Here is an 11,912-nt window from a genome sequence, read left to right as displayed (position 1 = left end):
GCCATCTCAGGGCTGTCCGGGGCGCCGGCGCGGCAGTGGGGTGACGCCTTCCGGCAGCGGCGGGAGGCCCGCAAAGGTGCAGACCATATCGGACCATGCTTCCAGGTGCGAGGAGATGTCCGGGGTGGCCGGCGTCCAGGAGGCCCGGAGCTCAATGTCGATGGAATTCGGCCGGTCCGCCAGCGTCCCGTAGCTTTCCGAAAGCACCCGCGTCGCGGTGCCCCCGGCGGCGCGGTACGGTGCGGCGTGGTTCTCCAGGGCTTCGACGAGCCAGGCCCAGGCGACCGAGCCGAGCATCTCGTCGTTGCCCATTTCCGGCTCCAGCTGGGCGCGGATGTAGGTGACGATCCGGAATTCTCCCTCCCAGACTGCGGATCCGTCGGGATCGTGCAGCAGGATGAAACGGCCGGTGGCCAGCTCGATGTCGTCGCTTCCGGAAGCCCGTGCCAGCGCAGCGGCCGCCGGGCCGTGGACAGCCGCGGGGGTCGGTTCGTTGGCGGCGATGACTTCCGCGCCGAGCGCGACGGCGAACGGCGCGAGCCGCGCGGGTGCCGGGATCTCCTCGAGGCGCAGTTCACCGCGGGTTCGTGCCTGCCGCAGGGTTCCCAGGGCAAAGACAAAATCTGCGGGAACCTGATCGAGTGCGTTCACAATGGAAGGTTATGCAAGCGGCGCGCCCAAGCACGGCAGGCTCGCCGCCGCTGCCCCGACCGGCTTTCACCGGGCGCGGCCGCGGCGGGGGCTGTCCTGCCGCCAGGGTCAGCCGGCAGCGAGTTCGCGCTTGATCGCGGCGATGAAGGTATCAACGTCAGCCTCGGTGGTGTCGAAGGAGCACATCCAGCGGACCTCGCGGGCCGCCTCGTTCCAGTCGTAGAACCGGAAGGACTCGCGCAGCCGGTCCGCGACGCCGGCCGGCAGGATCGCGAACACGCCGTTGGACTCGGTTTTCTGGCTCAGCTCGACGCCGGGGATGGACTCGACGCCGGCGCGGAGCCGGGACGCCATGGCGTTCGCGTGCGAGGCGGAGCGCAGCCAGAGGTCACCCTCGAGCAGGGCGATGAACTGGGCGGACATAAACCGCATTTTGGAGGCCAGCTGCATGTTCATTTTGCGCAGGTAGACCAGTCCCTGCGCTGCCGCCGGGTTCAGTGCCACCACGACTTCCCCAAAGAGCAGACCGTTCTTGGTGCCGCCGAAGGAGAGGATGTCCACGCCGGCGTCGCGGGTGAAGGCCCGCAGCGGCACGTTCAGGTGGGCGGCGGCATTGGCCAGCCGGGCGCCGTCCATGTGCAGCTTCATGCCCTTGGAATGGACATGCTCCGCGATGGCCCGGACTTCCTCGGGTGTGTAGCAGGTGCCGAGCTCGGTGGTCTGCGTGATGGACACCGCCAGCGGCTGGGCCCGGTGCTCGTCGCCCCAGCCCCAGGCTTCCCTGTCGATCAGCGCGGGGGTGAGCTTGCCGTCAGCCGTGGGGACCTGGAGCAGTTTGATGCCGCCGATCCGCTCCGGCGCACCGTTCTCGTCCATGTTGATGTGGGCGGTGGAAGCGCAGACGACGGCGCCCCAGCGTGGCAGCAGGGACTGCAGCGAGAGCACGTTGGCGCCGGTGCCGTTGAAGACCGGGAAGCATTCGATCCCGTCGCCGAAGTGCTGTTCCATCAGCTGCTGCAGCCGGGCCGTGTAGTCGTCCTCGCCGTAGGAGACCTGATGGCCCTCGTTGGCGGCGGCCAGGGCTGCCAGCACTTCCGGGTGGACGCCCGAGTAGTTGTCCGAGGCGAAGCCGCGGACGGAGGGATCGTGGAGCCGCGCCGCCGTGCCGGCAGGGGCAGATTCAACTGTGCTTGTCATCGATTTGCTCACGCTTTCAGTCTAAAGAGGTCCGGGCCAAGTTCAGTGCCCGGCTTCGAGTCCAAGCTCAGTGCCCGGCTTCAGAGTCGGGATTCAGGGCTTGGGCCCGGCGCTCAGCAGCAGCCGCTGCCCATTGAGTTCCGCCGCGGGCGAGCTGAAGAGTCCGGCGGCGGCGGCGGCCAGGTCCTCGACATCGGTGAATCCGGGGAAGGTGCGTTCCGGGGACTTCGCCCGCATGGCGGTATCGACGAGGGCCTTCACGACGAAGATCACGGCGGCGCTGTGCTGTTCCACCGGGTCCTGCATGCGGCCGGCCTGGCCGGAGTGGAAGCCGTCGGCAACGGCCAGGGTCCAGGCCTCGGCTGCGGCCTTGGCGGCCACGTAGCTGGCACCGCCCGCGGTCGGTTTGCCCACGGCGGTGGAGGAGACCATGGCGAAGCGCCCGGTGTCCGAGGCCGCCAGGTCGTCGTAAAAGACCCGGGTGACGTTCCGCAGCGTGGTGATGGCGCCGCGCTCCAGGAACTCCCAGTCCTCGTCGCTTTGATCCGTGATGCCCTTGGCGCCGCGCCACCCGCCGACCAGGTGGATGACGCCGTCGACGGACCCGCCGGTGCCGGCAAGCCTCGAGTGGATTTCGGCGTGCAATGACCGGACGTTGGCCAGGCTGGCCAGGTCGCAGACCAGCGGCGTGACGCCGTCGCCTGCTTCCGCGGCGGCGGCGTCGATCCGGGGCCCGTCCGAGCCGACCGTGAACACGGTGTGCCCGGCGTTACGGAGGGCGCGGGCGGCCGCGATCCCGGAAGGGCCGCTGCCGCCCGTGACCAGCACGTTCAGGACGCGTCGGGCCTTCATCCGGCGTTCATGGCGTTGCTGGCCGTGCCGCCGGAGCCCGTATCCGACGTGCCAGTGATCCCGGCCGTGGATTCGATTACGGGGCGCATCTTCTTTTCGAGTGCCTCGTAGAACATGGACAGCGGGAATTCGTCGTCGAGCACCTGGTCGGTGAGGCCGCGGGGCGGCCCGGCGAGGGGCAGCGCATCCGGACCCTTGGCCCAGAAGGAAGCCGGGTTCGGTGTCAGGGTGCCGGAGATCAGCCCATAGGCGGCCAGCCAGTGGGCCATCTTCGGACGGTCGATCGAGCGCCAGTAGAGCTCCTCGATCTTGGCGCCGAGTTCAACCACGACGTCGGCGGCTTCGTCCCAGTCGATGCTGAGCTTGCTGTCGGTCCAGTGCAGGACGTGGTGCTGGTGCATCCAGGCGAAGAGCAGCTGGCCGCCCAGGCCGTCGTAATTGCGGACCCGGGTGCCGGTGATGGCGAAGCGGAAGATCCGGTCAAAGATGACGGCGTACTGGACAAGTTTGGCGTGCCGGCGCGCCTCCGGGTCGGCGTCCTCGTCCTTTTCGATCTTCACGGATTCGCGGAAGGCGGTCAGGTCGCAGCGGAGTTCCTCAAGGGAGTACAGGAAATAGGGCATGCGCTGCTTGATCATGAACGGGTCGAAGGGCAGGTCCCCGCGCATGTGGGTGCGGTCGTGGATGAGGTCCCACATCACGAAGGTTTCCTGCGTGAGCTCCTGGTTCTCAAGCAGTGCTGCCGCGTCGTCGGGGAGCTGCAGCGAGGTAATGTCCGCAGCCGCCCGGAGCACGCGGCGGAAGCGGGCAGCCTCGCGGTCGGCAAAGATGGCGCCCCAGGTGAACGTGGGGGTGGTGCGTACCGCGACGGTTTCGGGGAACAGCACCGCGGAGTTGGTGTTGTAGCCGGGGGTGAAGTCGAGGAAGCGGATCGGGACGAAGAGCTTGTTGGAGTATTCGCCGCCCTCGAGGCCGGCGATGAACTCGGGCCAGATGACTTCGATCAGCACGGCTTCGACCAGGCGGTTGCTGCTGCCGTTCTGCGTGTACATCGGAAAAACCACCAGGTGCCGCAGGCCGTTCACCCGGTGCTGCTGCGGCTGGAACGCCTGCAGGGAGTCGAGGAAGTCGGGCACGCCGAAGCCGCGGTCGGCCCAGCGGCCGAAGTCGGTGACGAGGCGGGCGAGGTAGTCGGCGTCGTGCGGGAAGGCCGGGGCGAGGGCGCTGATCGAGGCCGTGATTGTGCGGACATGTCCGGCGGCGGCCTCGTGGTCGGCTGTCTCCGGGACGGAACCGTCCTGGACCTGAAGTGCCTGCAGGGCGGTGGCGGCGGCCTTGAGCTCGAGCCACTCCGGGGAGCTGGCGGAGATCGGGGCAGTAGTGGTGAGAGTGGTGGTAGTCATCGTCAGCGGGCGCCTTTCTGTTTGCTGGGAGCGTCGCTCGTCAGCTTCTATGCCGAGCGTAGCAAGCAAACAGAATCCCTAATGGAAAATTAGCCTGAGCATAAGAAAGTCTGTGGCAAGTAGGCTGTGCGGCCCGGCTCAGCTCCAGCGGCCGACGGGGTGTGTGCCGGGCCAGGACTGGGCTGGTGCGGCGGTTTCCGGACTGGCTCCCCACCTCACCGGACGGCAAAGGACCCCCGCCGCGCCGCTTTGGCGGCGCCGGCGGGGGTCCTCAGCGTTGGCGGGTGGACCGCCCACTGCCCGGTCGACGGGGGCCCGGCAGGCCGGTCGGCGGCCTGGCTGGCCGGAAGACCGCCCGGCTACTGGCCGGGCTCGTCCGTGGAGACCAGCTTCAGTGAAACGGAATTTATGCAGAAACGCTGGTCGGTGGGCGTTCCGTAGCCCTCGCCTTCGAAGACGTGGCCAAGATGCGAATCACAGGTGGCGCAGCGGACCTCGACGCGTTCCATGCCCAGCGTACGGTCGTGGATATACCGGACTGTGCCCTCCGCCAGCGGGGCCCAGAAGGAGGGCCAACCGCAGTGCGAATCAAACTTCTCCTGGCTGGTAAACAGTTCGGTGCCACACGCCCGGCACTGATAGACACCCGCGGTATGGGTGTCCCAGTATTCGCCGGTGTAGGGACGCTCGGTGCCCGCCTGGCGGAGCACACGGTACTCCTCCGGCGTCAGTTCCTGACGCCACTGTTCATCGGTCTTTGCCGCGGGCGCGTTTTCCTCCGGTCCGGGGACACTTCCGGAGGCGGTGCCGGCCGCGCTTTCGGCACCGGGGGCCGCGACAGGGGGAACTTTGGGCCTGTTACTAAAGATGCTCATAGTCTCAATAACGCTCAGGAGTCCCCGATAAATCCCGATCCGGCGTACAGATGCAGGACCGGCAGGCCCAGTTTGTCCTGGGCTTTGGTGGCCCAGTCAGTGTGGAATGTGTCCGCCACGGCGTGCGGGCGGGTGATCACCACGGCCTGCCCGGCACCGAGTTCCTTGACTCTGGCGACCATTCCATCGACGGCCCTGCCCTCGACGATTTCGCCTGTGACACCGCCGCCGAGTCCGGCCAGAGCGGCCAGCGAGGCGGACAGGGTCTCGGCGGCCTCCGCGCGTTCTTCGGCGGCGTCGGCGTGGGCCGTCAGTTCACGGAAGGCCTTGGAGACTTCCAGCAGCGACAGGTTCTCCAGGAAATCGACCAGGAGGTGCCGTTCCGTGCTGGCCGGAACCAGGACCACCAGCGGTGCATCACCCCCGGCAAGCAGGGTTTCAATGTTGACGCGGTCGTCCGCACCCAGGGGCTCTTCTGTCAAAATGACGATTGGATCACTCATGCCCCCAGCCTAGTCGTGCGCCGTTCCGCCCGCACGAATTGGTGCGTCGAGGCACGCCTGTCGCCGTGTTGTTTTCCATCCTGTTTTCATGCCTGTTTCATTCTGTACTGCTGTACTGACCGCTTTGCGGCCGTCACAAGGAACTGTTTCAGGTGGTCCCTGACGCCCACGGATGCCGCGGTCGGCGGGTAGTTCGGTAAGAATGGTGCCATGGCAACCTCCCCGCGCCTCCTGCCGGACCCGCACCGGATCTCCGCCTCCCGTGGAAAGGCGGCCAGCGCGGCTGCGGCTCTCGCCGCCGAAGTTACCTCTTCCGCGAGCGACGTCTCGGTCAAAGGCAGCGCCAAATGGGCCCTTGGCGGCATCATCGGCGGCAGTGCCGCGGCCGGACTGCTGGCCGGCGGCTCCTCTGCCCTCGCCCTCTATTTCGCCCGCCGCGTGATCACCCCCTCCCGGGTCAAGGAGGAGGACCAGGAGGTCCTCGCCGTCATCCGGGACGGGCAGGGCCTGCAGATCATCCTCGCGGCCACCCCCGAGTCCACGGTGGAGGGTGTCTACGGTTTCTTCTTCGACGGCGGCCGGGGGCACGCCCGGATCGGCAGGATCGTGTCCTACGCGCCCGGGGAGCGCACGGTGCAGCGCGACGTCGAGGCCGTCTACAGCGGCGACCTCGGCACAGCCCGCCGCGGCTACTGGAGCGGGGCGGCGTACCCGGACCCGGCCAGCAGTGGCCTGCCGTCGGAGGACGTCGAGATCGAGGTCGACGGCGGGACAGCGCCGGCTTGGCTGGTCCGTGCCCCGCAGGAGTCCGGCATCTGGGCAATCATGGTGCACGGCCGGGGAGCGAGCCGGCAGGAATGCCTGCGGGCGGTCCGGACGTCCCGGGAACTGGGCATGTCCAGCCTGCTGATCAGCTACCGGAATGACGGACTGGCGCCCTCGGCGCAGGACGGACGCTACGGCCTGGGCTCCACCGAATGGCGCGACGTCGAGGCGGCCATCGGCTTTGCCCTTGAGCAGGGCGCCAGCGAAGTGGTGCTCTTCGGCTGGTCCATGGGCGGGGCTATCTGCCTCCAGACCGCAGACCTGTCCCGCTACCACCCCCTGATCCGGGCGATGGTGCTGGATGCCCCGGTCATCAACTGGGTGAATGTGCTGGCCCACCACGCCGAGCTCAACCGGATTCCCTCAGCGGTGGGCCGCTACGGGCAGCTGATGATGAGCCACAAAGTGGGCCGGCGGCTGACCGGTCTCGCCGCGCCCGTGGACCTCAAGGCGATGGACTGGGTTTCCCGGGCGGTGGAACTGCGGACACCGACCCTGATCATCCACAGCGTCGACGACGAATACGTCCCCTATGGCCCGTCCGCTGCGCTGGCCGAGAAGAACCCTGAGATGGTCACCTTCGAGACTTTTGAGACCGCCCGGCATACCAAGGAATGGAACGTGGACCCGGAGCGCTGGGAGCGGCTGGTCACGGCCTGGCTCGGGCAACAGCTCGCGCCCCGCCCGAACCCCGGCCAGCCGAATCCGGAACAGCCGCCCGCGGCCGAGCCCAGCCCGGGGGAGAGCACGGCCTAGTTCCGGCCGGTGCGGATCCTCGCTGTCTGCGCCCCGGTGAGTCGGATGAGTTCGGCCGGGCTCAACTCGATGTCCAGCCCGCGCCGCCCGCCCGAGACCAGGATCGTGGCCAGGCCCAGGGCGCTGGCGTCCACAACGGTGGGGGAGGGCTGCCGCTGTCCCAGCGGCGAAATGCCGCCCAGCACATAGCCGGTGCGGCGCTCGGCCGCTGCCGGGTCGGCCATCGCCGCTTTCTTGCCGCCCAGCGCGGCCGCCATCGCCTTGAGGTCCAGGTTCCCGCTCACCGGCACGACGCCGACGGCGAGGCGCCCGTCGACGTCGACCATCAGGGTTTTGAACACCCGGGCGGGATCGACGCCGAGCTCCTCCGCCGCTTCCAGCCCGTAGCTGGCAGCCGACGGGTCGTGGCTGTAGGGGTGGGCAACGAAGGGAACCCCGGCGGCCGCCAATACCGCGGTGGCCGGGGTTCCTTGTGACGCCTGTTTGCGTGCCATGTTGGCCGGTTACCCGCTCATCCGGTGGCCTGCTTATCCGTTGGTCTGCTGATCCGGGTGCCCGGATTCCCGGCTGGCGGTCAGGACTGCTGCGGAAGGGCAGCAACCTTGCGCTTGATCCGGCCCAGCATCGCTGTCATCCCGCGCATCCGCAGCGGGGTAATGGCCCGGGTCAGGCCCAGCAGCTCCGGCATGTCGTCCGGAACGGCCAGGATCTCCGCCGGGCTCAATCCGTCGAGGCCTTCGTGCAGCACACTCGCGAACCCGCGCGTGGTCGGGGCTTCGGGCGGCGCCTTGAAGTAGAGACGCACGCTTTCCGCCGCGCCGCCGTCGGACGGTTCCGTTTCAATGGTCAGGAACAGCGGCGACTGGCACTCCACCACCTGCTCCATGAGCTCCGGGTGGTCCTTGAGCCGGTCCGGAAGTTCCGGCAGCTCACGGGAGAACTCAAGCAGGAGCTGGAGCCGTTCGGGTTCGGTGACGGCCTGGAAGTCATCAACAATTTCCGCCAGTGCGGTGGGGAGGGCAGAGGTATTCATCTCTTCCAGCTTACGCACGCGCGGCGATTGTGTCCCGTTCGGCGTCCGGTGGCGCCGGTAGGTGGCGCCGGTCGCTACTTGGCGGCCGGCACTGTGCCGCGTTCGGTGCCCTTGGCGATCGGGGCGCGGACGGCATTGCCCCATTCGGTCCAGGAACCGTCGTAGTTCCGGACCGAGTCGAAGCCCAGCAGGTACTTGAGCGCGAACCAGGTGTGGCTGGACCGCTCGCCGATGCGGCAGTACGCCACGACGTCGTCGCCTTCCTTCAGCCCGGCCTCGCCCAGGTACAGCGCCTCGAGTTCGGGGCGGGTCCGGTAGGTTCCGTCGTCGGCGGCCGCCCGGGCCCAGGGAATGGAGGCGGCGGTGGGGATGTGTCCGCCGCGCAGGGTGCCTTCCTCGGGGTAGGCCGGCATGTGCGTGCGCTGGCCGGTGTATTCCTCGGTGGAGCGGACATCGATCAGTGGCTTGCCGAAGTGGGCCATCACATCGTCCTTGAAGGCGCGGATCGGTGCGTCGTTGCGCTCGACGACGGGGTACTCGCCGGGGCTGGTGACGGTCTGGTCCGTGGTGATCGCCCGGCCTTCGGCGATCCACTTGTCGCGTCCGCCGTCGAGCAGCCGGACGTCCTCGTGGCCGAAGAGCTCGAAGACCCAGAGGGCGTACGCTGCCCACCAGTTCGATTTGTCGCCGTAGATGACCACGGTGCTGTCGCGGGAGATTCCCTTGGCCGCAGCGAGGGCGGCAAAAGTAGCGCCGTCGACATAGTCGCGGGTGATCTCGTCGTTCAGGTCCGTGTGCCAGTCAACCTTCACCGCGCCGGGGATGTGGCCGGTTTCGTAGAGCAGCACGTCCTCGTCGGATTCCACCACGACGAGTTTGCCGTCCTGCAGGGCGCCGGAGTCGATCGCGGCAGCCAGCCACTCGGTGGACACGAGCCGCTCGGGGTGGGCGTAGGCGGCGAACTTCTCATTCTGCTCAACGGGGTAGGGCATGGTGGTGGCCTTTCACTGGAACGGTCAGGGACCGGGCCATCGAAGGTTCAAACGCGGCGCCGGGCCTTGATCAACACTAGCCACGCCCCGGCGGGATTGCTCCACCGGGTTCACACTCGGAAATATGGCCTTCGTCACGTGCCGTCCACCCGTCCCGCCCTGCCGACGAGCTGTCCGTGCATTGCCGGTATTCTGTCTGGGGACAAGAGACCAGCAGAACGGACCACCTTGGTACAGATCGAACAGCTCGCCGCCCGCACCCCGGCAGTTTCAGTGGATGAACTCCTCAACGGGTTTTATCCGTCGCCGCGTTTCGGTGAGGTGTCGTTTTCCAGCTACCGGCCGGATCCGTCCCAGCCCAGCCAGGCAAACGCGGTCCGGGCGCTGGAAGGCTTCGCGGGCAACGTCGGAGCCCGCGACGGCGACGGGCTCTTCAAGCGCCTCTTCGGCAAGAAGGACATGTCCCGCGCCGGGATCTACCTCGACGGCGGTTTCGGCGTCGGCAAGACCCACTTGCTCGCCTCGCTGTGGCACGCCGCCGCCGGGCCCAAGGCCTTCGGCACGTTCGTCGAGTACACCAACCTGGTCGGGGCGCTTTCCTTCCGCAAGACCGTCGAGGCACTGAGCCACTACAAGCTGGTCTGCATTGATGAATTCGAACTGGATGATCCGGGCGACACTGTGTTGATGTCGCGGCTCATGCGCGAGCTGGCCGACGCCGGCGTCAAGCTCGCGGCCACCTCCAACACCCTGCCGGGTTCGCTCGGCGACGGACGCTTCGCCGCCGTCGACTTCGCCCGCGAAATCCAGGTGCTGGCGGACCAGTTCGACGTCGTCCGGATCGACGGCGAGGACTTCCGCCACCGCGGCCTGCCGGCCGCGCCGCAGCCGCTGCCGAACGAGCAGCTGACACACCACATGCAGAACGAGTTCCACGGCAAAATCGTGGCACGCGATGAGTTCAGCACGCTGATCAACCACCTGGCCGGTGTGCACCCGAGCCGGTACCGCCAGATGCTGGACGGGATCGAAGGCGTCGTCTGGAAGAACGTCCACACCATCACCGAGCAGGCGGTCGCACTGCGCTTTGTGGTGCTTGCGGACCGGCTGTACGACAAGGACGTGCCGATTCTGGCCAGTGGCGTGCCGTTCGACCAGCTGTTCACCGAGGAAATGATGACCGGCGGCTACATGAAGAAGTACTTCCGCGCCGTTTCGCGGCTCACCGCCCTGGCCCGCGAGGGCCAGAACCACGAACCCTCCTGACAGCCAGAAGCAACGCGGGGTCTCTTACAGCCCATCCTGATGGACCGGATGGGCTGTAAGAGACCCCGCGTTGCCTTCGTTAAGAGCCGATCGGTCCAGCAGCCCGCCGCTGCTCGGAGTCGGCGACGTTTGGGGCCGTTAAACGCCGGAGGTGCCGGCGCCGCCTCTCGGCGGGACCGGCACCTCGCTGACGTATCTGGGTCAGAGGCCTGGCTGGCGGGGTTCCCCGGTTACGGGGGATTCACCGGCAACGGGAGTCTCATCGGCGACGGGGGCCGTGTTCGGCCGGGCGTTCGCCTTGTCCACGAAGTCGGAAGCGCCCCGCTGCACGGAATCGATCTTGTCGGCGTGCTTTCCGCCGGTCTTTGAGTCGACGAAGTCGCCGGCCTTTTCGATTCCGTCCTTGATGGCTTGTTCGTTGCCACCAATGATTTGCTGAGCCTTGCCCTTTAGATCGTCAATTAAACCCACGGGCACCTCCCTTCGGTCGCGGAGCCAGATCGCTCCTAGCGCTTTCTACCCTAGCGGGAGGCGACGGGGGTGCCAAGGGTGTACGCCCACAGGGTAAAAGAAGTTCTTAGGTGGGGGGCAAGGGTCCAAAGACCCGGCTCCCTCGGAGCGGACGCTTGGCAGCAGTCCACAGGTGGCCGGGTGGACCAAGAAGGAAGGGGGTGGACGGGAGCGAACAAAAAGAGCAGCTCCGGGGAGCTGCTCTGTGGTGGGCGATACTGGGATCGAACCAGTGACCTCTTCCGTGTCAGGGAAGCGCGCTACCGCTGCGCCAATCGCCCGCAACCGGAAGGATCCGGAGTGGAGTTGTAATGAAGAGAGCGGACGACGAGATTCGAACTCGCGACATCCACCTTGGCAAGGTGGTGCTCTACCAGCTGAGCTACGTCCGCATTTTAGTCCATGCCGGCTGGGCCGGTGGTGCTGCATCAAGCAAGTTGCCTTGCTCTGGTGGGCGATACTGGGATCGAACCAGTGACCTCTTCCGTGTCAGGGAAGCGCGCTACCGCTGCGCCAATCGCCCCTTGCATCCGATCGAGACCGGAAGCCAGGGTTTTTACCGAGGTGGGTACGGGATTCGAACCCGTGTAAACGGCTTTGCAGGCCGCTGCCTCGCCTCTCGGCCAACCCACCGTGTAGATAGGATTCCGAAGAACCTTACCGTGACAGTGTCCTGCGAGCGGACGACGAGATTCGAACTCGCGACATCCACCTTGGCAAGGTGGTGCTCTACCAGCTGAGCTACGTCCGCAGTATTGTCTGCAATTCCCCGCCGCAAGCGGCATTTCCTCGCGTTCCAACGAGTAAGAACTCTATAGGAGGTTCAAGGAACTTACAAATCGGGACGACGACGCCGGGCGCCGGGGCCGCTGCATCCTTGTGTTCTAGGGGTTGTGACTAATTACAGCCTTGTAATTAGTGGACATTTCCTGGGCGAAACCGGGTGGCGCGGAAGGCTGCCAGGCTGCTGTCCGTACATCGCCGCAGGACGCACTTGGGGTCCACCGGCGCAACGCAGCGCGCCGATTTCTGAATTCCGCCGGGGTGGG

12 protein-coding genes and 5 tRNA genes are annotated in these 11,912 nt (G+C 67.0%); 2 read left to right on the top strand and 15 right to left on the bottom strand.

Annotation, left to right across the window (positions count from 1 at the left end; all coding sequences use genetic code 11):
* Positions 1-6: 6 nt before the first annotated feature.
* The 6 genes from AC50X9_RS12615 to AC50X9_RS12590 form a co-directional block, all read right to left on the bottom strand.
* A complete protein-coding gene (locus tag AC50X9_RS12615; RefSeq protein ID WP_494894160.1) occupies positions 7-654 on the bottom strand; it encodes a DUF3000 domain-containing protein in 648 nt (215 codons plus the stop codon).
* 105 nt (positions 655-759) lie between these two features.
* Positions 760-1,848, bottom strand: coding sequence for a threonine aldolase family protein (locus tag AC50X9_RS12610; RefSeq protein ID WP_494894159.1), 1,089 nt, complete (start codon positions 1,846-1,848; stop codon positions 760-762).
* A 93-nt stretch (positions 1,849-1,941) separates the two neighbouring features.
* Positions 1,942-2,700, bottom strand: a complete 759-nt coding sequence (locus AC50X9_RS12605; protein WP_494894103.1) for an SDR family oxidoreductase — start codon at positions 2,698-2,700, stop codon at positions 1,942-1,944.
* The gene (locus AC50X9_RS12600; protein WP_494894102.1) at positions 2,697-4,103 is read right to left on the bottom strand and encodes a DUF6421 family protein; all 1,407 of its coding nucleotides are present in this window, start codon (positions 4,101-4,103) and stop codon (positions 2,697-2,699) included. Before AC50X9_RS12600 ends, AC50X9_RS12605 begins: the two co-directional genes overlap by 4 nt.
* 359 nt (positions 4,104-4,462) lie before the next feature.
* The gene (gene msrB / locus AC50X9_RS12595; RefSeq protein ID WP_494894101.1) at positions 4,463-4,978 is read right to left on the bottom strand and encodes a peptide-methionine (R)-S-oxide reductase MsrB; all 516 of its coding nucleotides are present in this window, start codon (positions 4,976-4,978) and stop codon (positions 4,463-4,465) included.
* A gap of 14 nt (positions 4,979-4,992) precedes the next feature.
* On the bottom strand, positions 4,993-5,481 hold the full coding sequence (locus AC50X9_RS12590) for a hypothetical protein (RefSeq protein ID WP_494894100.1): 489 nt from the start codon (positions 5,479-5,481) through the stop codon (positions 4,993-4,995).
* 210 nt (positions 5,482-5,691) lie between these two features.
* Between AC50X9_RS12590 and AC50X9_RS12585 the strand changes: the two genes are divergently transcribed.
* The gene (locus AC50X9_RS12585) at positions 5,692-7,062 is read left to right on the top strand and encodes an alpha/beta hydrolase family protein (RefSeq protein ID WP_494894098.1); all 1,371 of its coding nucleotides are present in this window, start codon (positions 5,692-5,694) and stop codon (positions 7,060-7,062) included.
* On the opposite strand, the gene ybaK is transcribed toward AC50X9_RS12585, so the two are convergent.
* From ybaK to AC50X9_RS12570, 3 genes are all read right to left on the bottom strand, one after another.
* Positions 7,059-7,556, bottom strand: coding sequence for a Cys-tRNA(Pro) deacylase (gene ybaK / locus AC50X9_RS12580; protein WP_494894096.1), 498 nt, complete (start codon positions 7,554-7,556; stop codon positions 7,059-7,061). The two genes, AC50X9_RS12585 and ybaK, sit on opposite strands and share 4 nt — an antisense overlap.
* An 80-nt stretch (positions 7,557-7,636) precedes the next feature.
* The gene (locus tag AC50X9_RS12575) at positions 7,637-8,095 is read right to left on the bottom strand and encodes a SufE family protein (RefSeq protein WP_494894094.1); all 459 of its coding nucleotides are present in this window, start codon (positions 8,093-8,095) and stop codon (positions 7,637-7,639) included.
* Between the two features lie 74 nt (positions 8,096-8,169).
* Complete coding sequence (locus AC50X9_RS12570; RefSeq protein ID WP_494894092.1) at positions 8,170-9,087, bottom strand: sulfurtransferase; 918 nt, start codon at positions 9,085-9,087, stop codon at positions 8,170-8,172.
* Between the two features lie 228 nt (positions 9,088-9,315).
* On the opposite strand from AC50X9_RS12570, the gene zapE reads away from it, so the two are divergent.
* Positions 9,316-10,353: a cell division protein ZapE gene (zapE, locus tag AC50X9_RS12565; RefSeq protein ID WP_494894090.1), complete on the top strand. Its 1,038-nt coding sequence runs from the start codon at positions 9,316-9,318 to the stop codon at positions 10,351-10,353.
* A gap of 201 nt (positions 10,354-10,554) precedes the next feature.
* Here zapE and AC50X9_RS12560 read toward each other — a convergent pair whose 3' ends face one another.
* From AC50X9_RS12560 to AC50X9_RS12535, 6 genes are all read right to left on the bottom strand, one after another.
* A complete protein-coding gene (locus AC50X9_RS12560) occupies positions 10,555-10,824 on the bottom strand; it encodes an antitoxin (RefSeq protein ID WP_494894088.1) in 270 nt (89 codons plus the stop codon).
* A 245-nt stretch (positions 10,825-11,069) separates the two neighbouring features.
* Positions 11,070-11,144: transfer RNA gene (locus tag AC50X9_RS12555), tRNA-Val, on the bottom strand.
* Between the two features lie 38 nt (positions 11,145-11,182).
* A tRNA-Gly gene (locus AC50X9_RS12550) sits at positions 11,183-11,255 on the bottom strand.
* Between the two features lie 56 nt (positions 11,256-11,311).
* Positions 11,312-11,386: transfer RNA gene (locus tag AC50X9_RS12545), tRNA-Val, on the bottom strand.
* A gap of 39 nt (positions 11,387-11,425) precedes the next feature.
* A tRNA-Cys gene (locus AC50X9_RS12540) sits at positions 11,426-11,496 on the bottom strand.
* A gap of 45 nt (positions 11,497-11,541) precedes the next feature.
* Positions 11,542-11,614: transfer RNA gene (locus tag AC50X9_RS12535), tRNA-Gly, on the bottom strand.
* Positions 11,615-11,912: the final 298 nt, after the last annotated feature.

The sequence above is a fragment of the Pseudarthrobacter sp. HLT1-3 genome (genome assembly GCF_059383535.1).
The sequence above is the reverse complement of the archived record's forward strand: the minus strand, read 5'-3'. Positions and strand labels throughout refer to the sequence as shown.

Bases quoted from the DNA above. Each gene is read 5' to 3' on its own strand.
- ybaK (WP_494894096.1), bottom strand. From the start codon at position 7,556: ATGGCACGCAAACAGGCGTCACAAGGAACCCCGGCCACCGCGGTATTG.
- AC50X9_RS12575 (WP_494894094.1), bottom strand. From the start codon at position 8,095: ATGAATACCTCTGCCCTCCCCACCGCACTGGCGGAAATTGTTGATGAC.
- msrB (WP_494894101.1), bottom strand. From the start codon at position 4,978: ATGAGCATCTTTAGTAACAGGCCCAAAGTTCCCCCTGTCGCGGCCCCC.
- AC50X9_RS12600 (WP_494894102.1), bottom strand. From the start codon at position 4,103: ATGACTACCACCACTCTCACCACTACTGCCCCGATCTCCGCCAGCTCC.
- AC50X9_RS12570 (WP_494894092.1), bottom strand. From the start codon at position 9,087: ATGCCCTACCCCGTTGAGCAGAATGAGAAGTTCGCCGCCTACGCCCAC.
- AC50X9_RS12610 (WP_494894159.1), bottom strand. From the start codon at position 1,848: ATGACAAGCACAGTTGAATCTGCCCCTGCCGGCACGGCGGCGCGGCTC.
- AC50X9_RS12590 (WP_494894100.1), bottom strand. From the start codon at position 5,481: ATGAGTGATCCAATCGTCATTTTGACAGAAGAGCCCCTGGGTGCGGAC.
- AC50X9_RS12585 (WP_494894098.1), top strand. From the start codon at position 5,692: ATGGCAACCTCCCCGCGCCTCCTGCCGGACCCGCACCGGATCTCCGCC.
- AC50X9_RS12605 (WP_494894103.1), bottom strand. From the start codon at position 2,700: ATGAAGGCCCGACGCGTCCTGAACGTGCTGGTCACGGGCGGCAGCGGC.